Raw genomic sequence first — 26649 nt, forward strand, 5'->3', positions numbered from 1 at the left:
GAGCGCGGCGGACTCAGTTCGCCGCCACCCTGGCAAACCCCGCCCGGATTTTCTCTTCCGGCAAATCGTCAGCGATAAACACGATCACGCTTTCCCGCGCCTCGCCTTCCGCCCACTCGGTGTCCCAGTCGAAGCCGTAGAGTTTCAGTACGCCTTGGAATACCAGGCGCCGTTCTTCGCCTGCAATGTTCAACACGCCCTTGTACCGCAGCAATTGCTTGCCGTGCTCTTCCAGCAATTCATTCATGAATTCGCTGAGCTGATCGATATCCAGCGGCTGGTCGGTACGCAGCACCAGACTGGAAATCCGGTCGATGGACGGCGCCTTGCTCACGGGCCGCAAGCTCACCCCGCCGCCAAGATCGGCATTCAGGTTGAAACCGCGCACATCAAGCAATTCGGCCAGATCGATGTTGCCGTGTTCGACCACGCGAATCGGTGCCCGGCGGTTGATGCGGGTCAGTCGCTCGCTGAGCGCGGTGAACGCGGCCTCGTCCACCAGATCGGTCTTGCTCACCAGCAGGCGGTCGGCAAAACCGATCTGCGCCTGGGCGATGGTCTGGGTCAGGTGCAGTTCGGCATGGGCCGCATCCACAAGGGTGATGATGCCGTCGAGCAAATAGCGCTCGCGCAGTTCTTCGTCGATGAAAAAGGTCTGTGCTACCGGGGCCGGGTCGGCCAGACCAGTGCATTCGATGACCAGCCGATCGAAGGCGATTTCGCCGCTGTCCAGCCGTTCGAGCAGCAGGTACAAGGCCTTGGTCAGGTCGGTGTGGATGGTGCAACAGACGCAGCCGTTGGCCAGGGTCATGACTTGCACCGGCTCATCGCCCAGCAATTGGCTGTCGATGCCGGCGTCGCTGAATTCGTTTTCGATCACGGCGATTTTCAGGCCGTGCTCGGCTTTCAATAAATGACGCAGCAAGGTGGTCTTGCCGGCGCCGAGGAAACCGCTGAGCACCGTGACCGGGATGGGAGAAGACAAACTCGATCTCCTTCAATTGCACAAATAAAAATGGGAGCAGGCCGAAAGACCTGCTCCCACCTATCTCTGGTGAACCGCGATCAGCGATTCAGCAGCACTTCGGCCCACCCTTGCCACCGTAACGGGCTTCCTGACGTTCGCGAAAGAACATCTCGTAGCTCATCACCGGTTTGTCCGGGTGTTTGGTCTGCATATGCTCGACGTAGGTGTCGTAGTCGGGCATGCCGACCATCAGGCGCGCGGCCTGACCGAGGTATTTACCGAGGCGACTGAGGTCATTGAACATGCTGCAATCCTCTGGTTACGCGTCCGGCAGGGCCTGGAATGGCGATTCTTTGTCCGTACGCTCTTTTTTGCCCCAGGCGGCGATGCCGACCTTGAGCGCATAGAACAGGATGCTGAATACCACGAACAGGAACAGCGCGGTCAATGTAGCGTTGGTGTAGGCGTTGAAGATCACGTGCTGCATCTGCTCGACGCTTTTCGCCGGCGCCAGCACCTGACCGTTGGCCAATGCATCGCTGTACTTCTTGGCCAGAGACAGGAAGCCGATCGCCGGGTTGGCGTCGAACAGCTTGATGAAGCCTGCAGTCGTGGTGCAGATCAGCAGCCAGGTGGCCGGCAGCAGGGTGACCCAGATGTAACGCTGGCGCTTCATCTTGATCAGGACCACGGTACCGAGCATCAGCGCGATACCGGCCAGCATCTGGTTGGAGATACCGAACAGCGGCCACAGGGTGTTGATCCCGCCCAGTGGATCGACCACGCCCTGATACAGCAACCAGCCCCACATCGCCACACAACCGGCGGTGGCGATCAGGTTGGCGGACCAGGATTCAGTACGTTTGAGTGCCGGCACGAAGGAGCCGAGCAAGTCCTGCAGCATGAAGCGACCGGCACGTGTACCGGCATCGACTGCGGTCAGAATGAACAGCGCTTCGAACAGGATCGCGAAGTGGTACCAGAACGCCATGGTGTTTTCACCCGGCAGGACACTGTGCAGGATCTGCGCGATACCGACCGCCAGGGTCGGTGCACCACCGGCACGAGCCAGAATGGTGGTTTCGCCGATGTCATGCGCCACGGCTTGCAGGGCTTCCGGGGTAATTGCAAAGCCCCAGTTACTGACTGCGGTTGCCACGGACACCACATCACCGCCGACCACGGCGGCCGGGCTGTTCATGGCGAAGTACACGCCTGGCTCGATCACCGAGGCAGCGACCATGGCCATGATGGCCACGAACGATTCCATCAGCATGCCGCCGTAACCGATGTAACGGGCGTTGGTTTCGTTATCCAGCAGCTTCGGCGTGGTCCCGGAAGAGATCAGCGCGTGGAAACCGGATACCGCACCGCAAGCGATGGTGATGAACAGGAACGGGAACAGACCGCCCTTCCACACCGGGCCGGTGCCGTCGACGAACTGGGTCAGTGCCGGCATTTTCAGCTCGGGCATGGTCACCAGGATGCCGATCGCCAAGGCGACGATGGTACCGATCTTGAGGAACGTGGAGAGATAGTCACGCGGCGCCAGAATCAGCCACACCGGCAGCGAAGCGGCGACGAAACCGTAACCGACCAGCATCCAGGTAATCTGCACGCCAGTGAAGGTGAAGGCCTTGGCCCAGACCGGATCGGCGGCAATCTGCCCACCCAGCCAGATCGAACCCAGCAGCAGCAACACGCCGACTACCGAGATCTCGCCGATGCGGCCCGGACGGATGTAGCGCATGTAGATGCCCATGAACATCGCGATCGGGATGGTCGCCATCACGGTGAAGATGCCCCACGGGCTCTCAGCCAGGGCTTTCACCACGATCAGCGCCAGCACCGCGAGGATGATGATCATGATCAGGAAGCAGCCGAACAGGGCGATGGTGCCGGGGATACGGCCCATTTCTTCACGCACCATGTCACCCAGCGAACGGCCGTTGCGACGGGTCGACATGAACAGGACCATGAAGTCCTGCACCGCACCCGCCAGCACCACGCCGGCGATCAGCCACAGCGTACCGGGCAGATAACCCATCTGCGCCGCCAGTACCGGGCCAACCAGAGGTCCCGCGCCGGCGATGGCCGCGAAGTGGTGACCGAAGAGAATGTGTTTGTTGGTTGGAACGTAGTCCAGACCGTCGTTGTTGAGCACGGCGGGGGTGGCCCGACGCGGATCGAGTTGCATCACATTGTTAGCGATGAACAGACTGTAGTAACGGTACGCAACCAGATAGATGGCCAAGGCGGCGACCACAATCCACAAGGCGTTGATCGCCTCGCCTCGGCGCAATGCCACTACGCCCAGGGCGCACGCTCCTACGATTGCCAGCAGCAGCCAGGGTAAGTGGCGTAGCAGGCTATTATTATTTTTCATTTTATTATTCCAGCCAGGGTGGACAAGAAAGACAGCCACCCCGAGTTTAGCGCTACTGGCGGCAAAGGCCATACCCCGACATTGGTCTAGACAGTCCATTCGTTGGCATCACCCCGCCGGTCGGGTCTATAGTCAGCTGACCTTCCTGAGGATTGCGCCATGAGCGAGCACCCGTCCGAGCGTCGCCGCTTCAAACGTATCGCGTTCGACGCCAGAACCGAATTGAGCCAGGGCGAGTACATCTGGCCGGTGAAGCTGATCGACCTGTCGCTCAAAGGGCTGTTGATCGAGCGGCCCGAGCCGTGGCTGGGCAATCCCGAGCAGGACTTTTTCGTCGACATTCATCTGAGCGAGGACGTGCACATCGAGATGGATGTGCAACTGGCTCATGAAGATCACGGCCAGCTCGGTTTCGTGTGCCGGCATATCAGCCTGGAGTCGATTCAGCGCCTGCGTCGCCTGATCGAACTCAATCTGACCGACGAAACCGAACTGGAACGCGAGCTTGGGGCGCTGATTGACGTCTGATCACTCGAACAACGAGTCCAGCGCCTGCTCCAGACGCGTCACCGCAATGATCTGCAAACCCGGAGGCGCTTCCTTCGGCGCATTGCCCTTGGGCACGATCGCGCGCTTGAAGCCGTGCTTGGCGGCTTCCTTCAATCGCTCCTGACCGCTCGGCACCGGGCGCACTTCGCCGGACAGGCCGACTTCACCAAACACCAGCAAATCATGGGGGAGCGGACGGTTGCGCAGGCTCGACATGACGGCGGCCATCAACGCCAGGTCAGACGCGGTTTCCAGCACCTTCACCCCGCCGACCACGTTGAGGAACACGTCCTGATCGTGGGTCGGAATGCCGCCATGCCGGTGCAGAACAGCCAACAGCATCGCCAGACGATTCTGGTCCAGACCCAGCGTCACCCGACGCGGATTGGCCAGATGGCTGTCATCCACCAGTGCCTGGACTTCCACCAGCATCGGTCGGGTGCCTTCCCACGTTGCCATCACCACACTGCCCGGGACTTCTTCCTGAGCGCGGGTAAGAAAAATCGCCGAAGGGTTGGAGACTTCTTTCAGGCCCTTGTCGGTCATGCCGAACACGCCGAGTTCGTTGACGGCACCGAAACGGTTTTTTACCGCTCGCAGCAAACGCAACCGGCCATCGGACTCGCCTTCGAAATACAGCACGGTATCGACCATGTGTTCCAGAACCCGCGGCCCTGCAAGCGCGCCTTCCTTGGTCACGTGGCCGACCAGGAAAATCGCCGTGCCGCTTTGCTTGGCGTAACGCACCAGCAACGCCGCACTTTCGCGTACCTGGGATACGCCGCCCGGCGCCGATTGCAATTGTTCGGTGAAAATCGTCTGGATCGAGTCGATCACCATCACCTTGGGTTTTTCCTGGCGGGCGGTGGCGATGATGGTTTCGATGCAGGTTTCGGTCATGACCCGCAGTTGATCCTGCGGCAGGCCCAGGCGGCGTGCGCGCATGGCGACCTGTTGCTGGGATTCCTCACCGGTGACGTACAGCGCCGGCATGCTCTTGGCGAGGTTGCACAGGGTCTGCAACAGAATCGTCGATTTGCCGATGCCGGGGTCGCCGCCGATCAGTACCACCGAACCGTCCACCAGACCGCCGCCAAGGACTCGGTCGAGTTCACCGGAGGCTGTGGAAAAACGCGGAATCTCTTCAATGCTGACTTCGGCCAGGGTCTTGATCTGGGCCTGTTGTCCGGCCCAGCCGGTGCGCCCGCTCGGGGCGGCGGCACCGCCGCTCTCGACCATGGTTTCGGTCAGGGTGTTCCAGGCGCCGCATTCGCCGCACTGCCCGGCCCACTTGGGAAAGGTTGCGCCGCACTCGGTGCAGCCGTACATGCGCTTGGCCTTGGCCATCTGAACCCCCGGCAAAAACCGAGATGATAACGCAGCCATCGTCGATCAGCGCGGCGCACCGGACCGGATTTCTCCGCTGGCCAGACGCGCGGCGCTGCTGTCGGTCAAACCCCGACAGTTGCCGGGGTTTGAGGGGCGCGCGGTCAGTCGGCCAGTTTGGCCGCCAACGCCTTGACCCGACTCAGGTCACCCTTGGCCACTTTGGTCACCCCGGCGCCGTATTCCGGATCCGCCTTATAGAGGAAGGACAGCATGATGTGCTTGCTCTCGTCATCGGCACTCGCCAGCGAACCGCCAAAGCTCTCGATCAGATCCTGACGTTCCTTCTTGCTGAACGAGCGATACAGATCTCCGGCCTGCTTGAAGTTCTGTTCACGCTGGATCTTCGCCTGTTGCGTGCTGCCCTGCAGCGCGGTCTGGCTGTATCGCGTGCCTGCCGTCTCTTCACGCGGCTGCAGACGGCTAGGCTCATAGTTGACGCCCGAGGTGCTCGCACCGGCATTCATCGCGCCATCCTGATTGCCATTGTTGACAGCAGTTTTGGCGGCATTGATCGGCAATTGCAGGGCGTTGGCGCCAAGGCGATACATCTGGGTATCGGCGTAGGCAAATATCCGGCCTTGCAACAGACGGTCTTCCGAAGGCTCGATGCCCGGCACCACATTCGATGGCGCCATGGCGACCTGTTCAGTTTCCTGGAAGACATTCGCAGGATTACGGTTCAACACCATTTGTCCAACTTTTCGCTCTGGAACACCTGGCCAGATCTTGGTTGCATCAAGAGGATCGAATTCAAACTTGGACAAGTCTTGCGGATTCAAGACTTGAATGTACAAGTCCCACTTGGGAAAGTTTCCTTTTTGAATGTTTTCTACCAAGTCGTGAGTCATGTGGCTGTAGTCGCGCCCCTGAACTTTCTCAACTTGTTGCGGATCGAGATTTTTGATGCCCTGCAAACTTTTCCAGTGAAACTTCACATAGTGCACATCGCCCTTGGCATTAACCAACTTGTAGGCGTGCACACTATTGCCGTCCATCTCCCGATAGCTGGCCGGAGTGCCCGAGTTGGAATACAACTCGGTCAATGTGCGGGTGGCTTCCGGTACATGGGAGAAGAAATCGAAACGACGCGAGTCATCGTCAAGGTTAGTACGCGGATCGGGCTTGAAGGCATGCACCATGTCCGGAAACTTGATCGCATCGCGGATGAAGAACGTCGGGAAGTTGTTGCCCACCAGATCCCAATTGCCGTCAGCGGTGTAGAACTTGGTTGCGAATCCCCGAGGGTCACGCAGGGTTTCCGGAGAGTGATTGCCGTGAACCACCGCCGAGAAACGTACGAACACCGGCGTGACCTGGCCGGCGGTAAACACCTTGGCCTTGCTCAGATCACTCAGATCGTTGGTTGTGGTGAACGTGCCATGGGCACCGGTGCCGCGAGCATGCACGACACGTTCGGGAATGCGTTCACGGTCGAAACGTTGCAGCTTCTGGATCAGTTGCACGTCCTGCAACAGCACCGGGCCGTTGGCGCCGGCGGTTTGCGAGTTCTGGTTGTCGCCGACTGCCGCACCGTTATCCCGGGTCAGGGGGGCGGCGTTCACGGAAAGGGTCAGCAGGCTGGCGGCCAATACGCCAATGGTGCGACGGGGAATAATCCCTGAACCAAGTGTGGAATTCATTTCAGGTTCCTCTGTTTTTTTGAGGCGCATCCAGGTGCGCCAGACAGAGGCTAAGAGCTCAGCCAGACAAACATAAATAGAAAGATCGTAACGCGATGATTGATTAATTTTTCTTCAGGATCAGGGAGTTGCAGCGTATTTCGCGCGCGATTAGTGGCACTTTGCAAACTAATTGCGAAATGGTGTGTCGATAAAAACGGGCTTTGTAAGAAGGTGTTACGCGCAGGACGCGTTATGCTGATTTACACTGCGTACACCAAACTCATCTGTAACAAGGAAATAACTATGGGCGTGCTCAGCGAGTTCAAGGCCTTCGCGGTCAAAGGCAATGTGGTCGACATGGCCGTCGGTATCATCATCGGCGCGGCCTTCGGCAAAATCGTTTCGTCGTTTGTCGGCGATGTGATCATGCCGCCAATCGGCCTGCTGATCGGCGGAGTGGATTTCAGTGACCTGGCCATCACGCTGAAAGCCGCCGAGGGCAGCGCCCCTGCGGTGGTGCTGGCGTACGGTAAATTCATCCAGAGCGTTCTTGACTTCGTGATCGTCGCCTTCGCGATTTTCATGGGCGTCAAAGCCATCAACCGCTTGAAACGCGAAGAAGCCGTAGCGCCTACCTTGCCGCCCGTGCCGACCAAGGAAGAAGAACTGCTGGGCGAGATCCGCGATCTGCTCAAGGCCCAGAACAACCGGCCCTGAAGACTGAAACGGCGCCTGAGGGCGCCGTTTTCTTACCAGTAGTTTTCCACCGCGACCTGCCCCGGTCGCCGGGTCAGACTCAAGGCCATGCCACGTTGCTTGAGCAGGGCCCGGGTGTCATCGATCATCTGCGGGTTACCGCAAAGCATGACTCGCGAATGCGCCGGCGTCAGCTCCACGCCTGCCCTATTCTCCAGCTCGCCATTTTCGATCAGCGTGGTGATGCGCCCGTTGAGGGCGCCGGCATACGGTTCACGGGTAACCACCGGGATGAACTGGAACTTATGAGCATATTCAGCCAGGTAGTCACGCTGAGTCAGCTCGGCAATCAGCTGCTGATAAGCCAGTTCCCGCGCCTCTCGCACGCTGTAGACCAGAATGATTCGTTCAAACTTCTCCCAGACCTCGAAGTCCTGAAGGATCGACAGAAACGGCGCCACGCCTGTGCCGGTGGATAACAGCCAGAGATCGCGGCCATCAATGAAGCGATCCAGCGTCAGATAACCAAAGGCCTGGCGCTCGATCAGCAAGGTATCCCCGGCTTTCAGCCGGCTCAGTTCACTGGTGAATTCACCACCCGGCACCACGATGGAAAAGAATTCAAGAAATTCGTCGAACGGCGAAGACACCATCGAGTAGGCGCGCCACACCGTACTTCCATCCTCGCGCGTCACGCCGATCCGGGCAAATTGTCCGGCACGGAAGCGGAAACCTGTATCCCGCGTGGTACGCAGCGTGAACAGGTTCGGGGTCAGTGGTTGCACATCGAGCAGTGTCTGGCGGCTGAATTTTTCGCTGCTGGCGGTCATCGATTTACTCCATCAACAATGACTCAAGTGTTACGCATTAGTCCTCGCGGGAACACCGACAGTTTGTAATGACATTCCATAGTGCTATCACTCTGAAAAAATTCAATCAATTAGTGTGAGCATTAAAGATCTTTATATGAACCCTCACATATAAAATCCGGTTATGGATATTCTCTATAACCCGCCTCTTCAAGAGCAAAAAAGTTTAAACACTTTGCAGGAAGCGTCCTACACTGGATTTCGTGTCGGGGATCTTGGATCCAATCCCCCCCCCTGCGAACCAGCTCCTGGAGAACTAAAAAATGGATAGGTGGAAGGAGTACCAGATAAAACAGCTTACGCGCGCGAAGGAAATCGAGAGTGCATTCCCGATTTTGAGAACGTTTGCCAATAACATAGGTTTCCAGTTTTGCGGCATTCAAGTCTCGCGACCTGAGTCCCCGTCATTCAAACCGTTCCATATCAATAACTTCACTAAAGCGTGGAACGAAGAATACGAGAATAACTACAGTGAAGAGGACCCAATAACATCATACTGCCACCAATCCATGTTGCCATTTCTCTGGAACAGAAAAGCCTTCTCGAAAGCACCGCAAATGTGGAATGCACTTCGAAATCACGGAATGGAACATGGCTGGTCGCAATCGTATCTCAACGAAGAAAATGACCTGTGCTGCACAATCAGTCTGGCACGTCCCCAAAGCGAAATCTTCGCACTGGAACTCTACGATCAATACGGCGTCATGCATTTCATCACGCAGCACTTGAGTGAATTATTCGTCCATGCACTACCGCCAGTGCCGGCCAAACCGCCTCCCGTGCGCCTGTCTACTCGAGAGCTGGAAATTGTCAGGCTGTGCGCCTATGGCAAGACCGCCTGGGAAATCGGTCAGATTCTGAATGTGGCCGAGCGGACCGTGAACTATCACATCAAAAATCTGATCGTTAAACTCAACGCGTGCAACAAGATGTCAGCCATCGTCAAGGCTTCCAAGCTCGGATTCCTCTAGACCTCGTTCAACCCTCGCAGTGAAATCAGACGAGTATTGCCAACAAAAAAAAAGTACCATTTGCAGCCTTCCTGAGTGATGTCGTGAGCGTTCACGTCGCAGTGCACTCGGTTGGTTCCGCCGCACTAAACCCTGGGCCGCGGGACACCCGTCGATTACCCAGAGTCCCCGCCCCATGCCTTTGCTCGATACGCCCTTCGCCCAGCTTGATCTGATCCGCCAGCCCGAACAGCAGAACGAACCGCTACAAGCCTTCGACGCAGCCGACGAATACCTGCTCAATCATCTGGCCGAACAGAATCTGCCGATCGAGACACGGGTTCTGGTGCTCAACGACAGTTTCGGCGCGCTGGCCATCAGCCTGTCAGGCAACGTGCAGGTCAGCACCAGCGGCGATTCGTTCCTGGCGTTTCAAGGCCTTGAAAAAAACCTGCTGCGCAATGGTCAGGCATTCGATGCGCTGCGCGGCATTCCCGCCAGCGAGCCGTTGGTCGGGCCATTTGACCGGGTGCTGATCCGCGTTCCGAAAACCCTGGCACTGCTGGAAGAACAACTGATTCGCCTGCAAGGCCAATTGGCGCCCGGCGCGCAAGTGGTCGCCGCAGCCATGGTCAAACATCTGCCCCGCGCCGCCGGTGATCTGCTGGAACGCTATATCGGCCCGGTTCAGGCTTCGCTGGCGGTGAAGAAGGCACGCTTGCTGATCGCCACGCCCGAGGCGAAGGCACCCGCTGTCTCGCCCTACCCGACCCGTTATCGCCTCGACGAGCCGGCCATCGAACTGCTCAACCATGCCAACGTGTTCTGCCGTGAAGGGCTGGACATCGGCACCCGTGCCTTCCTTCCGCACCTGCCGAAAAACCTCGGCGCGGCACGGGTCGCCGACCTAGGCTGCGGTAACGGCGTACTGGCCATCGCCAGCGCCCTGCAAAACCCAGATGCGCATTACACGCTGGTGGACGAATCGTTCATGGCCGTGCAGTCGGCGGCCGAAAACTGGCGCGCGGCGCTGGGTGAACGTGAAGCGATCGTGCGCGCAGGCGACGGCCTTGCCGGACAGGAAGCGCAATCGCTGGATGTGGTGCTGTGCAACCCGCCGTTTCACCAGCAACAGGTGGTCGGCGACTTCCTTGCCTGGCGCATGTTCCAGCAGGCCCGCGAAGCGCTGGTCGTCGGTGGTGCGCTGTACATCGTCGGCAACCGTCACCTGGGATATCACAGCAAACTGGCGCGACTGTTCCGGGGTGTCGAGCAGGTCGCGGCCACGCCAAAATTCGTGATCCTCAAGGCACGCAAATAATCCGGGCAAAAAAAACCCTCCGGTCGGAGGGTTAAAAATCCGTGCCGCAAGGCAGCGGGATGGGAAGTCTTAGTGCGTGGTCAGGCCTGCTGCATTCATGAACATGCGCATCAGGCTGGCGACGATGAACAATGCACCGACGCTGCCGACCCAGATCATGGCCAACCAGCCGAGCCGCTGCCACAGCGGCTTTTTTTCGGCTTCTTCAATGTCGTGCAGGGAATGTTTGCCGGTCATGCTTGCATCCTCCGGTTGAGGGAGATGGCGCCGCTGTCGGCGCCATCGTGATCACCCTTAGTGATAACCGTCTTCATGGGTGACCTTGCCGCGGAACACGTAATAGCTCCAGAAGGTGTAACCCAGGATGAACGGGATGATGAACAGCGTGCCCACCAGCATGAAGCCCTGGCTTTGCGGTGGTGCGGCGGCGTCCCAGATCGAGATCGACGGCGGCACGATGTTCGGCCACAGGCTGATGCCCAGACCGCTGTAGCCGAGGAAGATCAGCACCAGGGTCAGCAGGAACGGCATGTAGTTGGCATTGCGTGCCACCGCGCGAATCAGACCGTACATCGTCACCAGCACCAGAATCGGCACCGGCATGAACCAGAACAGATTCGGCATGCTGAACCAGCGCGTCGCAATTTCCGGATGGGCCAGCGGCGTCCACAGACTGACGACACCGATCACCGCCAACAGCACGAAGGCCAAAGGTCGCGCCAGGTCATGCATCTGTTCCTGCAACTTGCCTTCGGTCTTCATGATCAGCCAGGTGCAGCCGAGCAAGGCATACGCCACCACCAGTGCGGCGCCGCAGAACAGCGTGAACGGCGTCAGCCAGTCCAGTGAACCGCCGGCATATTGCCGGTTGACCACTGGCAGACCATCGATGAACGCGCCCAGCGCCACACCCTGGAAAAACGTTGCGGCAATCGAACCACCGATGAATGCCTTGTCCCACAGGTGACGCTTGTCGTCCTTGGCCTTGAAGCGGAACTCGAACGCCACGCCACGGAAGATCAGCCCGATCAGCATGAAAATCAGCGGCAGGTACAGCGCCGACAACACCACTGAATAAGCCAACGGGAAGGCGCCGAACAACGCAGCGCCGCCCAGTACCAGCCAGGTTTCGTTGCCGTCCCACACCGGGGCGACGGTGTTCATCATCACGTCGCGGTCGGTCTTGCCGGGGATGAACGGAAAGAGAATCCCGATCCCCAGATCGAAACCGTCCATGACCACGTACATCATGATGCCGAAGATGATGATCACGGCCCAGATCAGCGGAAGATCAATACCCATGACTCAAATCTCCTTGGTCAGGCTGCGGTCGTGTTCGGCACCATCGTCGTCGGCAGCGGACAACGGACGGGCCGGCGTACGTTTCTGGCCAGGACCACCTTCGTTGGTTTCCTTGCCTTCGTCGGTCTTCGGTCCTTTGCGCACCAGACGCATCATGTAGCCCAGACCCGCACCGAACAGCGCGAAGTACACCACCACGAACATGATCAGCGTGATGCTCATCTGCATGAAACTGTGGTTGGAAGACGCGTCCGCCGTGCGCATCAGCCCGTAGACCACCCACGGCTGACGACCGATTTCAGTGGTGAACCAGCCCGCCAGGATCGCGATCAGACCGGACGGCCCCATCCACAACGCCAGGTACAGGAACGGCCGCGAGGTGTAGAGCGAGTCACGCTTGCGCAGCCACAAACTCCACAGACCGGTGAAGATCATCAGGAAGCCGAGGCCGACCATGATCCGGAACGACCAGAACACGATGGTGGAATTCGGCCGGTCTTCTGGCGGGAACTCCTTGAGCGCCGGGACTTGCTTGTCCAGCGAGTGGGTCAGGATCAGGCTGCCGAGGTATGGAATCTCGACAGCGAACTTGGTTTTTTCTTCCTTCATGTCCGGCCAGCCGAACAGAATCAGCGGTGTCGCTTCGTCGCCGACGTTTTCCCAGTGGCCTTCGATCGCAGCGATTTTTGCTGGCTGATGCTCGAGGGTGTTGAGGCCGTGGAAGTCGCCGATGACAGCCTGGATCGGCGCAACGATCAACGCCATCCACATCGCCATCGACAGCATGGTGCGGATCGCCGGGTTGTCCTTGCCGCGCAGCAGGTGCCAGGCCGCTGACGAACCGACGAAGAACGCCGTTGCGACGAACGCTGCGGTCGCCATGTGCATCAGGCGATAGGGGAACGATGGGTTGAAGACAATTGCCAGCCAGTCGGTTGGAATGACCTGACCGTTGACGATCTCGAAGCCCTGCGGGGTCTGCATCCAGCTGTTGGAAGCGAGAATCCAGAAGGTCGAAATCAGTGTGCCGATGGCGACCATCACCGTGGAGAAAAAGTGCAGGCCGCGCCCGACCTTGTTCCAGCCGAACAGCATCACCCCGAGGAAACCGGCTTCGAGGAAGAACGCCGTGAGCACTTCATACGTCAGCAACGGCCCGGTAACGGAGCCGGCGAAGTCCGAGAAGCGACTCCAGTTGGTGCCGAACTGGTAAGCCATGACCAGGCCCGAGACCACGCCCATGCCGAAGTTGACGGCAAAGATCTTCGACCAGAAGTGATAAAGATCACGGTAGGTGTCGTTGCCGGTTTTCAGCCACAGGCCTTCCAGCACCGCGAGATAGCTCGCAAGACCGATGGTGATCGCCGGGAACAGGATGTGGAACGAGATGGTGAATGCGAACTGAATTCGGGCGAGATCCAGGGCCTCTAAACCGAACATAAGCTTTCCTCTATCAGATAACGGTCCAGGACTGGCGGCCTTGAACCACTGCCCCCACGGGTATGGAGTGCGGCGAACTCGGATTCGTTCTTCTTTTTACAGGCATCGCGACGCAGGGAGTCTGCCGACGGGTCCGCGATCGTTTCCACGAAAGGTCTTGATCTGGATCAATCAACGTAGAAAGAGTAGTCCCATTTCCGACGGGAAACCGCGTGGTCTTTTGCCGCGTGACAAGTTGCCTCACAGTCACGGCAACGCCCTGAAATACATCGGTGGCCGGGTTTCGCGCCACGGCGCAGAAAAATCGATGTCTGGCTAACTAAATTTTCTGTCATAGCAACTTCCTGTTACAGACTGGTGATAATCTCGCGGTTCCCCTCGATCACGACCGGCCCGCAAATGCCCAGCCAAGAGCCCTTGCTGTTACGTCACCACCGTCCCTTTCTTGCGTTCTGGTTTGCCCGGATCTTCACCGCCAGTGGTTTTCAGATGCTCACCGTGGCGATCGGCTGGAACCTCTATCAATTGACCGGCAATGTGCTCGACCTGGGTCTGGTCGGGTTGGTGGAATTCGCACCACGGGTCTTGTTCATGCTGCACACCGGCCACGTTGCCGATCGCTACGACCGACGCAGAGTCGCGGCGATCTGCCAGTCGTTGCAGGCCCTGATCGCGCTGGCATTGGCCATCGGCAGTGCAACCGATCATGTCACCCGGGAAATGATCTTTATCCTGGCGTTCCTGCTCGGCGCCGCACGCTCGTTCGAGATGCCGACCACTCAAGCGCTGCTGCCGAGCATCGTACCCAGTGCGCTGTTCCCGCGTGCCGTCGCCGCCGCGCAATCTGCACAGCAATCGGCCACCATCGTCGCCCCGGCCCTCGGCGGTCTGCTTTACGCCTTCGGCAGCGTGTGGGTCTACGGGCCGACGGTGATTCTGTATGTCATCGCCTGCACCTTGATGCTCAACCTGCCCGCACGGCAAACCCCGCTGAACAAGGGCAAGGCGACACTGGATTCGTTGCTGGCAGGGATTCGTTTCATTCGCAGCCGCCCGGACATTCTCGGGGCGATCTCGCTGGATCTGTTCGCCGTGCTGCTCGGCGGCGCCACGGCGCTGTTGCCGGTGTTCGCCAAGGACATCCTGCTGACCGGGCCGTGGGGGCTGGGGTTGCTGCGCTCGGCGCCGGCGGTTGGCGCACTGATGATGTCGCTGTTCCTGGCGCGGTTTGCCGTCGAGCGAAACGTCGGTCGAGTAATGTTCACCGCCGTCGGTGTATTCGGCGTGGCAACCATCGCCTTCGGTCTGTCGACCTCGTTCTGGTTTTCCCTGGCGGTACTTGCGGTGCTGGGCGCGGCGGACATGATCAGCATGGTGATCCGCGCCTCGTTCGTGCAACTGGAAACCCCGGACGAAATGCGCGGCCGGGTCAGCGCGGTGAACGGCCTGTTCATCGGTGCCTCAAACCAGTTGGGCGAATTCGAGTCCGGTCTCACCGCGCATTGGTTCGGCACCGTGCCGGCGGTGGTGATGGGCGGCATCGGCACGCTGGTGGTGACCGGAACCTGGATCAAACTGTTCCCGACCCTGGCCAACCGCGACCGGATGCATGTGCCGGTGGAAGAGGTGAAGGCCTGACGCTCTCAGGCCAGCAACTCCCCCGCCACCTTCGCTCTGACGGCCTTGCCCGCCAGTTGCTCGACCAGTGTCAGCGCAAACGCAAGCGCGGCGCCGGAGCCCTGGGCGGTGATGCAATTACCGTCGACCACCACAGGTTGATCAACAAACGTGCAACCGGAAAGGTTATGACTGCTGACGGGCAGGCAGGTCATCCGGCGTTGACGTAATACACCGAAGCTTTGCAGGGCGAAGGCCGGGGCTTCGGCGATGGCGGCGAACAGGCGTCCGGCGCTGGCCTGGTCCTTGAGCAATTGTTGCAGAGGCTGGTGCGCGGCCAAGTGTTGCGCACCGACGGCACCACCGGGCAGGACAATCAGGTCGAAGGTCTGGGCCAGCACATCAATGAGCATGCCGTCGGCGGTCAATCGCGTGCCTCGGGCGCAGGTCAGCATGCGCCGGCCCTCGATGCTGGCCGCCACTACTTCGATGCCGGCGCGGCGCAGCACGTCGATCAGGGTCACGCATTGCAGATCATCGATGCCCTCGGCGAGGGTAATCAGGGCTCTATAGGTCATGGGCGCTTTCCGCTGGGTGGTCTTTAAAGCGTAGTCAGCTTTGCCCTGCCCTGTTCGGCGACAGCCGTTACTTGATGTAAAGCTGGGTCGACATCGTGTTGCGCGGGGCGTTGATCGACGTGTTGCTGAAGGTAAAGGTGCCTTCCTGACGGGCCGCCAGATCGAAGGTATACAGCGAGCCGACGGTTTTGCTGCCGGGCGTGCACTCGGTCAGGTTGCCGTTATCGAAGGCACAGACCGGACTCCGGGTGCCATTCACTTCGAAACCGTCCAGTGCTGCCTGAGGCTGACTCTGGCCGTAGCCGATTTCCAACACATAGACCTTGATGCCCGGCGCGTTGTGATCGCAACGGGTCTGCACCTGACCATCGGTAATGTCTTCAAGCCCGCAGGACGATGACTGAACCTTGATGACTTTCACCTCGCTCAATGGCGGTGCCGACGCCGCGAGTGCAGCCGGTACACCGGCCAGCAGCAAGGCCATCAGTCCAGCGGTCTTCATCCAACCCTTGTTCATGCGATCCATCCCCGAAAAAACAGCGCGCAGTATGGCGTAGTTAGTCGTGGTGCAAAACTTCGCCGACGATCGACACCAACATCCGCCATCTTCCTCACGCTGCTGGTATGATGCGCGGCTTTTTCCGGCCCACCACAATTTTCCAGGCGCTTGCGACGGTCTGTGCTTTGCTGTTGAGGTCGATACATTCACGGCGCCACGCGCGCCACGGGGAGCAGACATGCTGGAAAGGCTGTTTCAACTCAAGGCACACAACACCAACGTGCGGACCGAGATTCTGGCGGGCGTCACGACCTTCCTGGCCATGGCCTACATTCTGTTCGTCAACCCGAGCATCCTCGGCGAGACCGGCATGGACAAGGGCGCGGTGTTCGTCGCCACGTGTCTGGCAGCCGCCATCGGTTCCACGGTCATGGGCCTGATCGCCAACTACCCGATCGCCCTCGCGCCGGGCATGGGTCTGAACGCCTTCTTCACCTACACCGTCGTGCTGCACATGGGCCACACCTGGCAAGTGGCGCTGGGCGCGGTGTTCATTTCGGCGGTGTGCTTCTTCCTGCTGTCGATCTTCCGCATCCGTGAGTGGATCATCAACAGCATCCCGCTGCCGCTGCGCTCGGCGATTGCCGCCGGTATCGGCCTGTTTCTGGCACTGATCGCCCTGCACAACGCCGGCATCGTGGTCAGCAACCCGGCGACCATGGTCGGCCTCGGTGACCTGAAACAGCCGGCCCCGATCCTCGCCACCCTCGGTTTCGCCCTGATCGTTGCCCTTGAAGCCCTGAAAGTACGCGGCGCGGTGCTGATCGGCATTCTCGCGGTGACCATCGCCTCGATCGTGATGGGCTTCACCCCGTTCGGCGGTGTGACCTCGATGCCTCCTTCGCTGGCCCCGACCTTCCTGCAACTGGACATCAAGGGCGCTCTGGACATCGGTCTGGTCAGCGTGATTTTCGCCTTCCTGTTCGTCGACCTGTTCGACAACTCCGGCACCCTGATCGGCGTCGCCAAGCGCGCCGGCCTGATGGGCAAGGACGGCCACATGCCGAAAATGGGCCGTGCGCTGATCGCGGATAGTACCGCTGCGATGGCCGGTTCGCTGCTGGGCACCTCGACCACCACCAGCTACATCGAATCCGCTGCGGGCGTGAGTGCCGGCGGCCGCACCGGCCTGACCGCCATCGTCGTCGCAATCCTGTTCCTGCTGGCGCTGTTCTTCTCGCCACTGGCCGCCAGCGTACCGGCGTTCGCTACCGCGCCGGCGCTGCTGTTCGTCGCCGTGTTGATGACTTCGGGCCTGGCGGAAATAGACTGGGAAGACATCACCGTCGCCGCGCCGGTCGTGGTCACCGCCCTGGCGATGCCTTTCACCTATTCCATCGCCAACGGCATCGCCTTCGGCTTCATCGCCTGGACTGCGATCAAACTGCTGTCCGGCCGCGCCCGTGAGCTGAACCCGGCGCTGGTGATCCTGTCGATTCTGTTCGTGATCAAGCTGGGTTGGTTCAACGCATGACTTTTGATTCCCAGGCCTACGCCGCACAACTCGAAGACAAGGTCACGCGCCTGCGTGACCTGCTGGCCCCGTTCGATGCACCGGAGCCGACGGTGTTCGACTCGCCGCTGCAGAACTTCCGCCTGCGCGCCGAATTCCGCCTGTGGCGCGAGGGGGGTGAGCGGCATTACGCGATGTTCTCGCAGGACGACAAACGCACGCCGATCCTGATCGAAGAGTTCCCGATCGCCAGCCTGCGCATCAACCAGTTGATGCCGCAATTGAAGGCGGCGTGGCAGGCCAGCGCAGCGCTGAGCCACAAGTTGTTCCAGGTGGAGTTTCTGACCACCCTGGCCGGCGACGCAATGATCACCCTGTGCTATCACCGTCCGCTGGACGAGCACTGGCATGCGGCGGCGACCAAACTGGCGACGGATCTGGGCGTCAGCATCATCGGTCGTTCCAAGGGCAAGCGCGAAGTGCTCGGCCTCGACTACGTGGTCGAGAAACTCGACGTCGGCGGTCGCACATTCAGCTATCGCCAACCGGAAGGCGCGTTCACCCAACCGAACGGCACCGTGAACCAGAAGATGCTCAACTGGGCCTACGAAGCACTGGGCGATCGCAGCGACGATCTGCTGGAGCTGTACTGCGGCAACGGCAACTTCACCCTGCCGCTGGCAACCCGCGTGCGCAAAGTGCTGGCCACCGAAATCAGCAAGACTTCGGTCAACGCCGCACTGAGCAACCTGGCCGAAAACGCTGTGGATAACGTCACCCTGGTGCGCCTGTCCGCCGAAGAGCTGACCGAAGCCCTGAACGAAGTTCGCCCGTTCCGTCGCCTGCACGACATCGATCTGAAAAGCTACGAATTCGGCAGCGTGTTCGTCGACCCGCCACGGGCCGGCATGGACCCGGACACCTGCGAGCTGACCCGGCGCTTCGACAACATCCTGTACATCTCCTGCAACCCGGAAACGCTGGCGGCCAACATTGCCCAACTGCACGACACGCACCGCATCACCCGCTGCGCACTGTTCGACCAGTTCCCGTGGACTCACCACATGGAATCCGGCGTGCTGCTGACCCGACGTTGATCGCAGGTGCCAAAAACAAGAAAGCCGTCCTCATCGACGGCTTTTTTGTGCCTGTTCATGGCACGGGATCGATCTTGCGCGGGCGCCCGCCCTTCCTGCCGTTGGCCCGTGCAGCTTCAGCTTTCGCAGTGCTGCTCTGGCGACCATTGCGGGAGGCGATCACCGAGGCTGCCATGGCCATCAGTGGCTGACTGGCCGAGATCATGCCGGCGATGGAAACCTGCAAATCCTTGCCGTCTTGGCAGAGCGCTGTGCCGGCAAAGCCAACGTTCAATCCAGTGAAGTCTTCCGGTTCGAAATCATCGAATTCCCGGTAGAGATTCACTGGGAGCAGCACGCCACTGTTGTCTTCGAAGTGGATAACCAGACACGGTTTCTGAAAGGCCACCGACACGGCTTGCAGGCTGCTGCGTCGGCGCACGCCACCACGGTCGACCGCTTCGTCCAGACGCTTTTCCGTGACGGGTCGATCCGCGTGCAGCGTGGCTTTGACTGTTTTCATAATTCTATTTCCACTCCTTCGTTGGCGCCGACCAAGGCCAACAGGGTTTTGTTGACCTCCGGCTCGTAATACGCCGAGCCAATCCTGAAACTCGTGCTGGTGACTTCCCGCAGCACCGCCACCTGATTCGACTGCCCGTCCCACCATTGATTGTCGAGACAGGCCGTTCGCAACCGAGTCCACCAGATCCAGCGCGCCCGCCGCAGATGATCGGTTTCACGCAGCGACTGGCGCAGCCCTTCAAGCAGGCTGACCGGCGGTCGATGCGACAACGGCAGCACATCCCACAGTTCAACGCCGTTGTGCCAGAAACTGAATTTGAAGCGGGCGCTCCAGGCGCCTGCATCCACATGTGCGTGGGGCGGACAATGTTCGTCATGCAACATGATCACCACTGACAGTCCTTTGTAACTGCATACCTTCATGCTACCCATCCGTTAGGTTTAAAGTTTCAACACTTGCCATTCCCTGGCAAATCCGACCATCGGCGCCAACGCCTGTTGTGGCCGTTACCTTTCGAGCCTAGTGCGGGAGCCGCAAAAGCCGCGCGCAAAATGGTAAGCAGTTCTTTCGCAGCGGCCACGCATTTGCTACATACGAAGACTCATTCCCCGGCGTAATCAATCATGCAGAGACACTTCGACGATCTTCAGCTGGGCAGCATCGAGCTGTTTTGCCTGGCCGCCGAGTGCGGCAGTTTCACCGGCGCGGCGCAGGCGGCTTCGGTGACGCCGGCAGCGGTGAGCCGCTCGGTATCCCGCATGGAGGAACGCCTGGGCGTGCGGCTGTTCGCGCGTACCACCCGCAGCGTGAAACTGACCGACAGCGGCCGGCGCTATTACGAAGAATGCAGTCAGGCGCTGGCACAACTGGTCGAGGCGCAGCGGGAAGTCATGGGCCAGCAGCAGGAACCGTCCGGCACCCTGCGTATCAGTATTCCTACGACCTACGCCCATCACCGAATCCTGCCGCTGCTGCCGGCCTTTCGCGCGCGCTTCCCGCAGGTGAAGGTGGACATGCACATCAGCAACCGCAACATCGACTTCGTCGGCGAGGGCTACGACATGGCGATCCGCGTGCGGGCGATTCCCGATTCCGGCCTGATCGCCCGCCACTTGGAAGATGCGGCGCTGGTGATGGTTGCCAGCCCCGATTACCTCAAACGCGCCGGCACGCCGCAGACCCTCGAAGACCTCGAACAGCACGAGTGCATCCAGTACGAATTACCCAGCAACGGGCGGCGGATCACCTGGCTGTTTTACGACGAAGAGACGCCACGGGAAATCCTCGCCGAGGGCAATTTCTGCTGCTCGGACGATGTGCTCGGTGGCGTGACCCTGGCCAGGCACGGTGCCGGATTGTTCCAGACCTATCGCTTCATTGTCGAAAAAGAACTGGCCGACGGCTCGCTGATAGAAGTGCTCAAACCCTACAGCGGACGCTCGCGGCCGTTCACCTTGTTGTACCCGCAGAATCGCCACATGCCGCTGCGTGTCAGGGCTTTCATCGATTTTCTGGTGGAGCAGTTGCCGCACTGAATTGCATCAGTGTGCGATCACCGCCCACAAAACCGGGTCGTCGATGCAGGGCAATTGATTAAAGTAACCATCTAGTACAATTTAACTCCACAGGTCGAAACCTTCGGCCCAAGCCAAAAACAATAAGTGGAGTTTGCCCCCCATGCCCCCTATCGTTCTGGTGCTTAACGGCCCGAACCTGAACCTGCTCGGCACCCGTGAACCGGCGACCTACGGTCACGAAACCCTGGCCGATATCTCTGCCCTGTGCGGGCGCGCCGCCGAAGAATTCGGCCTGGCCGTGGAGTTTCGTCAGACCAACCACGAAGGCGAACTGCTCGACTGGATTCACGGCGCCCGCCAGCGCTGCGCCGGCATCGTCATCAACCCGGCCGCCTGGACTCACACCTCGGTCGCGATCCGCGACGCTCTGGTCGCCAGCGAATTGCCGGTGATCGAAGTGCACCTGTCCAACGTCCACGCCCGCGAGCCGTTCCGTCATCACTCGTTCGTCTCCGCCATCGCCACCGCCGTGATGTGCGGCTTCGGCAGCCACGGCTATCGCCTGGCCCTGGAACATTTCAGCCAGCGGCTGAAGGGGTGATCCGCATGAATCGCAACAACGTGATACTCGCCGGGCTGATCGGTGCCGGCATCCAGGCCTCCCGCACCCCGGCCCTGCATGAACACGAAGGTGACGAACAGGGCCTGCGTTACTTGTACCGGCTGATCGATCTCGATCAACTGCAACTGGACAGCAACGCCCTGCCCGACCTGCTGCTGGCCGCCGAACGCATGAATTACACCGGGCTGAACATCACCTTCCCGTGCAAGCAGGCAATCATCCCGCTGCTCGATGAATTGTCTCCGGAAGCCCGAGGCATCGGCGCCGTGAACACAGTGGTGCTGAAGGACGGCAAACGCGTCGGCCACAACACCGATTGCCTGGGTTTTGCCGAAGGTTTTCGTCGCGGGCTGCCAGACGTCGCCCGCGAACGTGTGGTCCAGATGGGCGCCGGTGGCGCAGGCGCAGCCGTGGCCCACGCCTTGTTGAGCGAAGGCGTACAGCAACTGAGCATTTTTGATGTGGACGTGGAGCGCGCCGAAAGCCTGGCCAACAACCTCAACCAGCATTTCGGCGCTGGCCGGGCGGTTGCCGGGCATGATCTGGCGAGCACACTGAGTCAGGCGAATGGCCTGGTAAACACCACGCCGATGGGCATGGCCAAATTGCCAGGCATGCCCGTGCCGACGGAATTGCTGCGACCCGAGTTGTGGGTAGCGGAGATCGTGTATTTCCCGCTGGAAACCGAACTACTGCGCAACGCCCGCGCCCTGGGTTGCCGAACCCTGGACGGCGGCAACATGGCGGTATTTCAGGCGGTGAAAGCGTTTGAGCTGTTCAGCGGCAGAGTGCCGGATGCGCAGCGAATGCTCGCGCATTTTCAAAGCATGAATGGATAAAACCGTGAGGGGGCGACGCCCCCTCGACTTCAGTCACGCTTGCAGGTAGCGCAGCACCGACTCGCAAATCATCTCGCGATGACGCTGCTTGATGCTTTCGTCCGGCAGGTCGATCTGAAAGATCTCACCGAACGTATGGCGGTTCGATACGCGATAGAAGCAGAACGAACTGATCAGCAGATGCACGTCCAGCGCGTCGAGCCCGGCGCGGAACACCCCTTCTTCAGCACCGCGACGCAGAATCTCGCCCAGGGAATCGAGGATGGTGTTGTTCATCGCCTTGATCGCGTCGGAACGCTTCACGTACTCGGCGTTGTGGATGTTTTCGATGCTGACGATCCGCACGAAATCGACGTTGCGATCGTGGTGATCGAAAGTGAATTCCACCAGACGCCGGATCGCTTCCACTGGCGGCAATTCAGCCAGGTGCAGGCGGTTCTCGGTGTTGCGGATATCGCCGTAGAGCTTCTCCAGCACCTCGACGTACAACTGCTCCTTGCTGCCGAAGTAGTAATAGATCATGCGCTTGGAGGTGTGGATGCGCTCGGCGATCGCATCGACGCGAGCGCCGGACAGCCCCTGCTGGACGAACTCGACGATCGCCTCCTGCAGGATATTCTCGCGGGTCTTTTCCGGGTTGTTCTTGCGACTTTTGCGCGGCTCTGCCGCGGGTAGAGCGGAAGCTGCGGGAAGTTCTGAAGTCATTGTCATTGCGGGCTCACGGCCATCACTGCACAGGCTGGCGATTATGGGCCGCGCGCCCCAGTGAAGGAAGCCGCGCGGCCGGTGTTTAATCCCGCGTTTACGAATTTCCTACAACTTCGCCTGGCGAACGGCGCCACTGCGTGATTTGGCCATCGCCGCCAGCCGTACCGCGACGTTGGCCGCGCCATAACCGGCGTAACCGTTCTTGCGCTGGATGATCTCGAAGAAGAAACGCCCTTCGAACGGCTCGGTGTAGACGTGGAACAACTCGCCACCCTGCGCATCGCGGTCGTACAGCACGTTGTAGTAGGCCAGCTCGCTGAGAAACTCGTCATCGAAATCGAAACGTGCCGCCAGGTCGTCGTAATAATTCAGCGGAATGTCCAGCAACGGCACGCCCGCCTCTTTCGCCCGGCTGACTTCGGCGAAGATATCGTCGCAATCGAAGGCGATGTGATGCACCCCGGAGCCGCGATAACTCGACAGCGCATGTGAGATCGCGGTGTTGCGGTTCTCGGAAATGTTCAGCGGCAGACGGATCGAACTGTCGCGGCTACGCAGGGCACGGCTTTTCACCAGCCCGTAAGGATCCGGTAGCACCACTTCGTCATCGGCCTCGAAATCCAGCAGGCTCTTGTAGAACAGCACCCAACTGTCGAGGCTGTCCGCCGGCAGCGCCATGGCCATGTGATCGATGCGCTTGAGGCCGCCACGCGCTACCGCATCCGGCAGCAGATTGAAGTCAGTGCCGTAGACATCCGCCTCCTGATCCACCAGATAAATCAGGCTGCCGTCCGGCGCACGCACCGCCGCCAGCTCCAGCTCGTTGGGGCCGACCAGTCCGCGATACGGCTGACCTTTATAGGCGACGGCGCGGGCCAGCGCACTGGTGCTGTCCTTGACCCGCACGGCGGTGGCGCACAGCGACGGGCCGTGGGCCTCGAAAAAGCTGTGGCCGAACGAATAGGGTTCGGAGTTGAGGATCAGGTTGATATCGCCCTGACGCAACAGGCTGACGCTCTTGGAGCGATGCTGGCCAGCCTTGACGAAACCCAGCCGTTCCAGCCAGTTCGACAGCTTGGCCCCGAGGCTTTCATCCACGGCGAACTCAAGAAACTCGATGCCGTTGTACTCGCTGGCCTTCGGCGTTTCGAAGAGGATGTCGCGGTTATCCACAGGCCGGATTTCCTGCTCCAGACGCTGGCGGGTTTTCTCCTCCAGGTACAGCAGCGAACGCAGACCGTCGGCCGCATTGGCGCGAGGCGGTGCGGCGCGGAAGCCGTCGTTGAAGATTTCCAGCGACAGCGGCCCGGTGTAGCCGCTCTGAATAATTGGTGCGAGGAAGCCCGGCAGATCGAATTCGCCCTGCCCCGGGAAGCAGCGGAAATGCCGGCTCCACTCCAGCACGTCCATCGCCAGGATCGGCGCATCGGCCATCTGCACGAAGAAAATCTTGTCACCGGGAATCTCGGCGATCGCCCGTGGATCGCCCTTGAGCGATAAGGTGTGGAAGCTGTCGAGCAACACGCCGAGGGCCGGGTGATCGGCCTGACGCACGATGTCCCAAACCTGTTGATAAGTGTTCACATGACGGCCCCAGGCCAGCGCCTCATAGCCGATGCGCAGGCCACGGGCACCAGCGCGCTCGGCCAGCAGGCGCAGGTCGTCGATGAGGATCTGTTGATCGCCGAGGCTGTCGGGGGAGGCGTTGCTGCAGACCAGCACCAGGTCGGTGCCCAGTTCCTGCATCAGGTCGAACTTGCGCTCGGCCCGTTCCAGATTGCGGTCCAGGCGATCGCGGCGGCAGCCTTCGAAATCGCGGAACGGCTGGAACAGCGTGATGGCGATTCCGAGGTCGGCGCACATCTGCCGGATTTCCCGGGGGCTGCCGTCGTAATACAGAAGATCGTTCTCGAAAATCTCCACTCCGTCGAACCCGGCGGCGGCAATGGCTTCCAGTTTTTCCGGCAGGGTTCCGCTCAAGGAGACGGTGGCAATGGATCGCTGCATGTTTCAACTCCCGGTGGAGACGTCGGCTACGAAAATTGCGCCGCTTTTATAGGGTGAGCGAATTATTGGTCCCGGTTTTTCATTGAGCAATTTAAACTGTACTACCCGGTTAGTTTTGCGTGCGATTATCGAACACAATGCCGGTTTGGCGAATTGACGATTTTTCGTCCACTGCCCAACATCCCTTTCACCTTGAGTCCGGAACTGAACCACCGGTCGCAGCGTGCACAAAAAAAGCACACCAAATAACAAATCCAAAAACGGGTGGAACACATGATTCCTTCACAGACTTCCCGCATGGCTCCGGCCATGAGCACTGCCACGGGTGGCATCGGCGACAAGATCCGCGGCGCCATGGCCGTCGGCAAGACCCGTTGGGGCATGCTGGCGCTGGTATTTTTCGCCACCACCCTCAATTACATCGACCGCGCCGCCCTCGGCGTCATGCAGCCGATCCTTGCCAAGGAAATGAGCTGGACGGCGATGGACTACGCCAACATCAACTTCTGGTTTCAGGTCGGCTACGCGATCGGCTTCGTGCTGCAAGGACGACTGATCGACCGGGTCGGCGTCAAGCGCGTGTTCTTCTGCGCGGTGCTGCTCTGGAGCCTGGCCACCGGTGCCCACGGTCTGGCGACCTCGGCGGTGGGCTTCATGGTCTGCCGGTTCATCCTCGGCCTGACTGAAGCGGCGAACTACCCGGCCTGCGTAAAGACCACGCGCCTGTGGTTCCCGGCCGGCGAGCGCGCCGTGGCCACCGGCATCTTCAACGCCGGCACCAACGTCGGTGCGATGTTCACTCCGATGCTGCTGCCACTGATCCTTCACGTGTGGGGCTGGCAGGCCGCGTTCCTGTGCATGTCGGCGCTGGGCGGGATCTGGCTGCTGTTCTGGGGCCTGAAGTATTTCAACCCTGAAGATCACCCGAGCGTGAAACAGTCGGAGCTGGAATACATCCAGAAAGAAGTCGAACCGGAACAGGCCCGCGTGCCGTTCTCGAAAATCCTGCGCATGCGCGGCACCTGGGCCTTCGCCCTCGCCTACTCGCTGACCGCGCCGGTGTTCTGGTTCTACCTGTACTGGCTGCCGCCGTTTCTCAATCAGCAATACAACCTGGGCATCAACGTCACCCAGATGGGCATTCCGCTGATCATCATCTACGTCACCGCCGACTTCGGCAGCGTGGGCGGCGGGATTCTGTCTTCGTTCCTGATCGGTCGCGGCATGAACTCGATCAAGGCTCGACTGCTGTCGATGTTCCTGTTCGCCTGCTGCATCATTGGTGTGGTCATGGCCGCCGGCTCCGCCAACCTGTGGATCGCGGTTGCCGCCATCTCCCTGGCCATCGGCGCGCATCAGGCCTGGACCGCCAACATCTGGAGCCTGGTGATGGACTACACGCCCAAGCACATGATGAGCACGGTGTTCGGTTTCGGCGGCATGTGCGCGGCGATCGGCGGGATGTTCATGACCCAGATCGTCGGCCACATCCTGACCGTCACCAACAACAACTACACCGTGCTGTTCACTCTGATCCCGGCGATGTACTTCATTGCCCTGACCTGGATGTACTTCATGGCACCGCGCAAGATTCCTACCGTCACTGAGTAGCCTTCCAATACTGAATAACCTTCCTGCACCGACCGGCCTGTTTTC

26 protein-coding genes are annotated in these 26649 nt (G+C 60.0%); 11 read left to right on the forward strand and 15 right to left on the reverse strand.

Annotated features, from left to right (window positions below):
* Positions 1-13: 13 nt before the first annotated feature.
* The 3 genes from yjiA to JKA62_RS16650 form a co-directional block, all read right to left on the reverse strand.
* Positions 14-985, reverse strand: a complete 972-nt coding sequence (gene yjiA / locus JKA62_RS16640; RefSeq protein WP_201818702.1) for a GTPase — start codon at positions 983-985, stop codon at positions 14-16.
* 88 nt (positions 986-1073) lie between these two features.
* On the reverse strand, positions 1074-1271 hold the full coding sequence (locus JKA62_RS16645; protein WP_003228401.1) for a YbdD/YjiX family protein: 198 nt from the start codon (positions 1269-1271) through the stop codon (positions 1074-1076).
* 15 nt (positions 1272-1286) lie between these two features.
* Complete coding sequence (locus tag JKA62_RS16650; RefSeq protein ID WP_201818704.1) at positions 1287-3353, reverse strand: carbon starvation CstA family protein; 2067 nt, start codon at positions 3351-3353, stop codon at positions 1287-1289.
* Between the two features lie 159 nt (positions 3354-3512).
* On the opposite strand from JKA62_RS16650, the gene JKA62_RS16655 reads away from it, so the two are divergent.
* The gene (locus JKA62_RS16655; protein WP_011336027.1) at positions 3513-3881 is read left to right on the forward strand and encodes a PilZ domain-containing protein; all 369 of its coding nucleotides are present in this window, start codon (positions 3513-3515) and stop codon (positions 3879-3881) included.
* Here the strand turns inward: JKA62_RS16655 and radA are convergent, their stop codons facing one another.
* Positions 3882-5249 carry a DNA repair protein RadA gene (gene radA, locus JKA62_RS16660; protein ID WP_007950985.1) on the reverse strand — a complete coding sequence of 456 codons (1368 nt, stop codon included), beginning with the start codon at positions 5247-5249 and terminating at the stop codon, positions 3882-3884. It abuts the gene before it with no gap.
* A 143-nt stretch (positions 5250-5392) separates the two neighbouring features.
* Positions 5393-6931: a catalase KatB gene (gene katB, locus JKA62_RS16665; protein ID WP_201818706.1), complete on the reverse strand. Its 1539-nt coding sequence runs from the start codon at positions 6929-6931 to the stop codon at positions 5393-5395.
* A 285-nt stretch (positions 6932-7216) separates the two neighbouring features.
* Here katB and mscL point away from each other — a divergent pair, with 285 nt between their 5' ends.
* Positions 7217-7630 (forward strand): large-conductance mechanosensitive channel protein MscL, encoded by a 414-nt coding sequence (gene mscL / locus JKA62_RS16670; RefSeq protein WP_041475433.1) that lies wholly within the window; start codon positions 7217-7219, stop codon positions 7628-7630.
* Between the two features lie 32 nt (positions 7631-7662).
* Here the strand turns inward: mscL and JKA62_RS16675 are convergent, their stop codons facing one another.
* Positions 7663-8439, reverse strand: coding sequence for a ferredoxin--NADP reductase (locus tag JKA62_RS16675; protein ID WP_011336030.1), 777 nt, complete (start codon positions 8437-8439; stop codon positions 7663-7665).
* Between the two features lie 302 nt (positions 8440-8741).
* Here JKA62_RS16675 and JKA62_RS16680 point away from each other — a divergent pair, with 302 nt between their 5' ends.
* Both JKA62_RS16680 and JKA62_RS16685 read left to right on the forward strand, forming a co-directional pair.
* Positions 8742-9449, forward strand: coding sequence for a helix-turn-helix transcriptional regulator (locus JKA62_RS16680; RefSeq protein ID WP_011336031.1), 708 nt, complete (start codon positions 8742-8744; stop codon positions 9447-9449).
* Positions 9450-9624: 175 nt separating this feature from the next.
* Positions 9625-10749, forward strand: coding sequence for a methyltransferase (locus tag JKA62_RS16685; protein WP_201818709.1), 1125 nt, complete (start codon positions 9625-9627; stop codon positions 10747-10749).
* Positions 10750-10818: 69 nt separating this feature from the next.
* Here the strand turns inward: JKA62_RS16685 and JKA62_RS16690 are convergent, their stop codons facing one another.
* The 3 genes from JKA62_RS16690 to JKA62_RS16700 are packed head-to-tail and all read right to left on the reverse strand — an operon-like array spanning position 10819 to position 13491.
* Complete coding sequence (locus JKA62_RS16690) at positions 10819-10986, reverse strand: DUF2474 domain-containing protein (protein WP_007950992.1); 168 nt, start codon at positions 10984-10986, stop codon at positions 10819-10821.
* 57 nt (positions 10987-11043) lie between these two features.
* Complete coding sequence (cydB, locus tag JKA62_RS16695; protein WP_011336033.1) at positions 11044-12051, reverse strand: cytochrome d ubiquinol oxidase subunit II; 1008 nt, start codon at positions 12049-12051, stop codon at positions 11044-11046.
* A gap of 3 nt (positions 12052-12054) precedes the next feature.
* Complete coding sequence (locus JKA62_RS16700; protein ID WP_011336034.1) at positions 12055-13491, reverse strand: cytochrome ubiquinol oxidase subunit I; 1437 nt, start codon at positions 13489-13491, stop codon at positions 12055-12057.
* Positions 13492-13890: 399 nt separating this feature from the next.
* Between JKA62_RS16700 and JKA62_RS16705 the strand changes: the two genes are divergently transcribed.
* A complete protein-coding gene (locus JKA62_RS16705) occupies positions 13891-15129 on the forward strand; it encodes an MFS transporter (protein WP_201818711.1) in 1239 nt (412 codons plus the stop codon).
* Positions 15130-15134: 5 nt separating this feature from the next.
* Here JKA62_RS16705 and JKA62_RS16710 read toward each other — a convergent pair whose 3' ends face one another.
* Both JKA62_RS16710 and JKA62_RS16715 read right to left on the reverse strand, forming a co-directional pair.
* The gene (locus JKA62_RS16710) at positions 15135-15686 is read right to left on the reverse strand and encodes a DJ-1 family glyoxalase III (RefSeq protein WP_201818713.1); all 552 of its coding nucleotides are present in this window, start codon (positions 15684-15686) and stop codon (positions 15135-15137) included.
* Positions 15687-15753: 67 nt separating this feature from the next.
* Positions 15754-16203, reverse strand: coding sequence for a DUF4879 domain-containing protein (locus JKA62_RS16715; protein WP_201818715.1), 450 nt, complete (start codon positions 16201-16203; stop codon positions 15754-15756).
* A gap of 220 nt (positions 16204-16423) precedes the next feature.
* On the opposite strand from JKA62_RS16715, the gene JKA62_RS16720 reads away from it, so the two are divergent.
* Both JKA62_RS16720 and trmA read left to right on the forward strand, forming a co-directional pair.
* Positions 16424-17719, forward strand: coding sequence for an NCS2 family permease (locus JKA62_RS16720; protein WP_201818716.1), 1296 nt, complete (start codon positions 16424-16426; stop codon positions 17717-17719).
* Positions 17716-18795 (forward strand): tRNA (uridine(54)-C5)-methyltransferase TrmA, encoded by a 1080-nt coding sequence (gene trmA / locus JKA62_RS16725; protein ID WP_201818717.1) that lies wholly within the window; start codon positions 17716-17718, stop codon positions 18793-18795. Before JKA62_RS16720 ends, trmA begins: the two co-directional genes overlap by 4 nt.
* A 55-nt stretch (positions 18796-18850) precedes the next feature.
* Here the strand turns inward: trmA and JKA62_RS16730 are convergent, their stop codons facing one another.
* Both JKA62_RS16730 and JKA62_RS16735 read right to left on the reverse strand, forming a co-directional pair.
* Complete coding sequence (locus tag JKA62_RS16730) at positions 18851-19297, reverse strand: hypothetical protein (protein WP_201818718.1); 447 nt, start codon at positions 19295-19297, stop codon at positions 18851-18853.
* Complete coding sequence (locus tag JKA62_RS16735) at positions 19294-19722, reverse strand: hypothetical protein (protein WP_011336041.1); 429 nt, start codon at positions 19720-19722, stop codon at positions 19294-19296. Before JKA62_RS16735 ends, JKA62_RS16730 begins: the two co-directional genes overlap by 4 nt.
* Positions 19723-19923: 201 nt before the next feature.
* Here JKA62_RS16735 and JKA62_RS16740 point away from each other — a divergent pair, with 201 nt between their 5' ends.
* The 3 genes from JKA62_RS16740 to JKA62_RS16750 all read left to right on the forward strand — a co-directional run bounded on the left by JKA62_RS16740 (position 19924) and on the right by JKA62_RS16750 (position 22278).
* On the forward strand, positions 19924-20835 hold the full coding sequence (locus JKA62_RS16740; protein WP_011336042.1) for a LysR family transcriptional regulator: 912 nt from the start codon (positions 19924-19926) through the stop codon (positions 20833-20835).
* A gap of 142 nt (positions 20836-20977) precedes the next feature.
* A complete protein-coding gene (gene aroQ, locus JKA62_RS16745; protein WP_011336043.1) occupies positions 20978-21418 on the forward strand; it encodes a type II 3-dehydroquinate dehydratase in 441 nt (146 codons plus the stop codon).
* 5 nt (positions 21419-21423) lie between these two features.
* A complete protein-coding gene (locus tag JKA62_RS16750; RefSeq protein WP_011336044.1) occupies positions 21424-22278 on the forward strand; it encodes a shikimate dehydrogenase in 855 nt (284 codons plus the stop codon).
* A gap of 33 nt (positions 22279-22311) precedes the next feature.
* Here JKA62_RS16750 and JKA62_RS16755 read toward each other — a convergent pair whose 3' ends face one another.
* Together JKA62_RS16755 and quiC are read right to left on the reverse strand one after the other, a co-directional pair.
* A complete protein-coding gene (locus tag JKA62_RS16755; RefSeq protein WP_201818719.1) occupies positions 22312-22989 on the reverse strand; it encodes a TetR/AcrR family transcriptional regulator in 678 nt (225 codons plus the stop codon).
* A 102-nt stretch (positions 22990-23091) separates the two neighbouring features.
* Positions 23092-24993, reverse strand: coding sequence for a 3-dehydroshikimate dehydratase QuiC (gene quiC, locus JKA62_RS16760; protein ID WP_201818720.1), 1902 nt, complete (start codon positions 24991-24993; stop codon positions 23092-23094).
* A 273-nt stretch (positions 24994-25266) separates the two neighbouring features.
* On the opposite strand from quiC, the gene JKA62_RS16765 reads away from it, so the two are divergent.
* Positions 25267-26604, forward strand: coding sequence for an MFS transporter (locus JKA62_RS16765; protein WP_007958787.1), 1338 nt, complete (start codon positions 25267-25269; stop codon positions 26602-26604).
* Positions 26605-26649: the final 45 nt, after the last annotated feature.

The sequence above is a fragment of the Pseudomonas sp. B7 genome (assembly GCF_016735645.1).
GTDB lineage: Bacteria > Pseudomonadota > Gammaproteobacteria > Pseudomonadales > Pseudomonadaceae > Aquipseudomonas > Aquipseudomonas glycinae.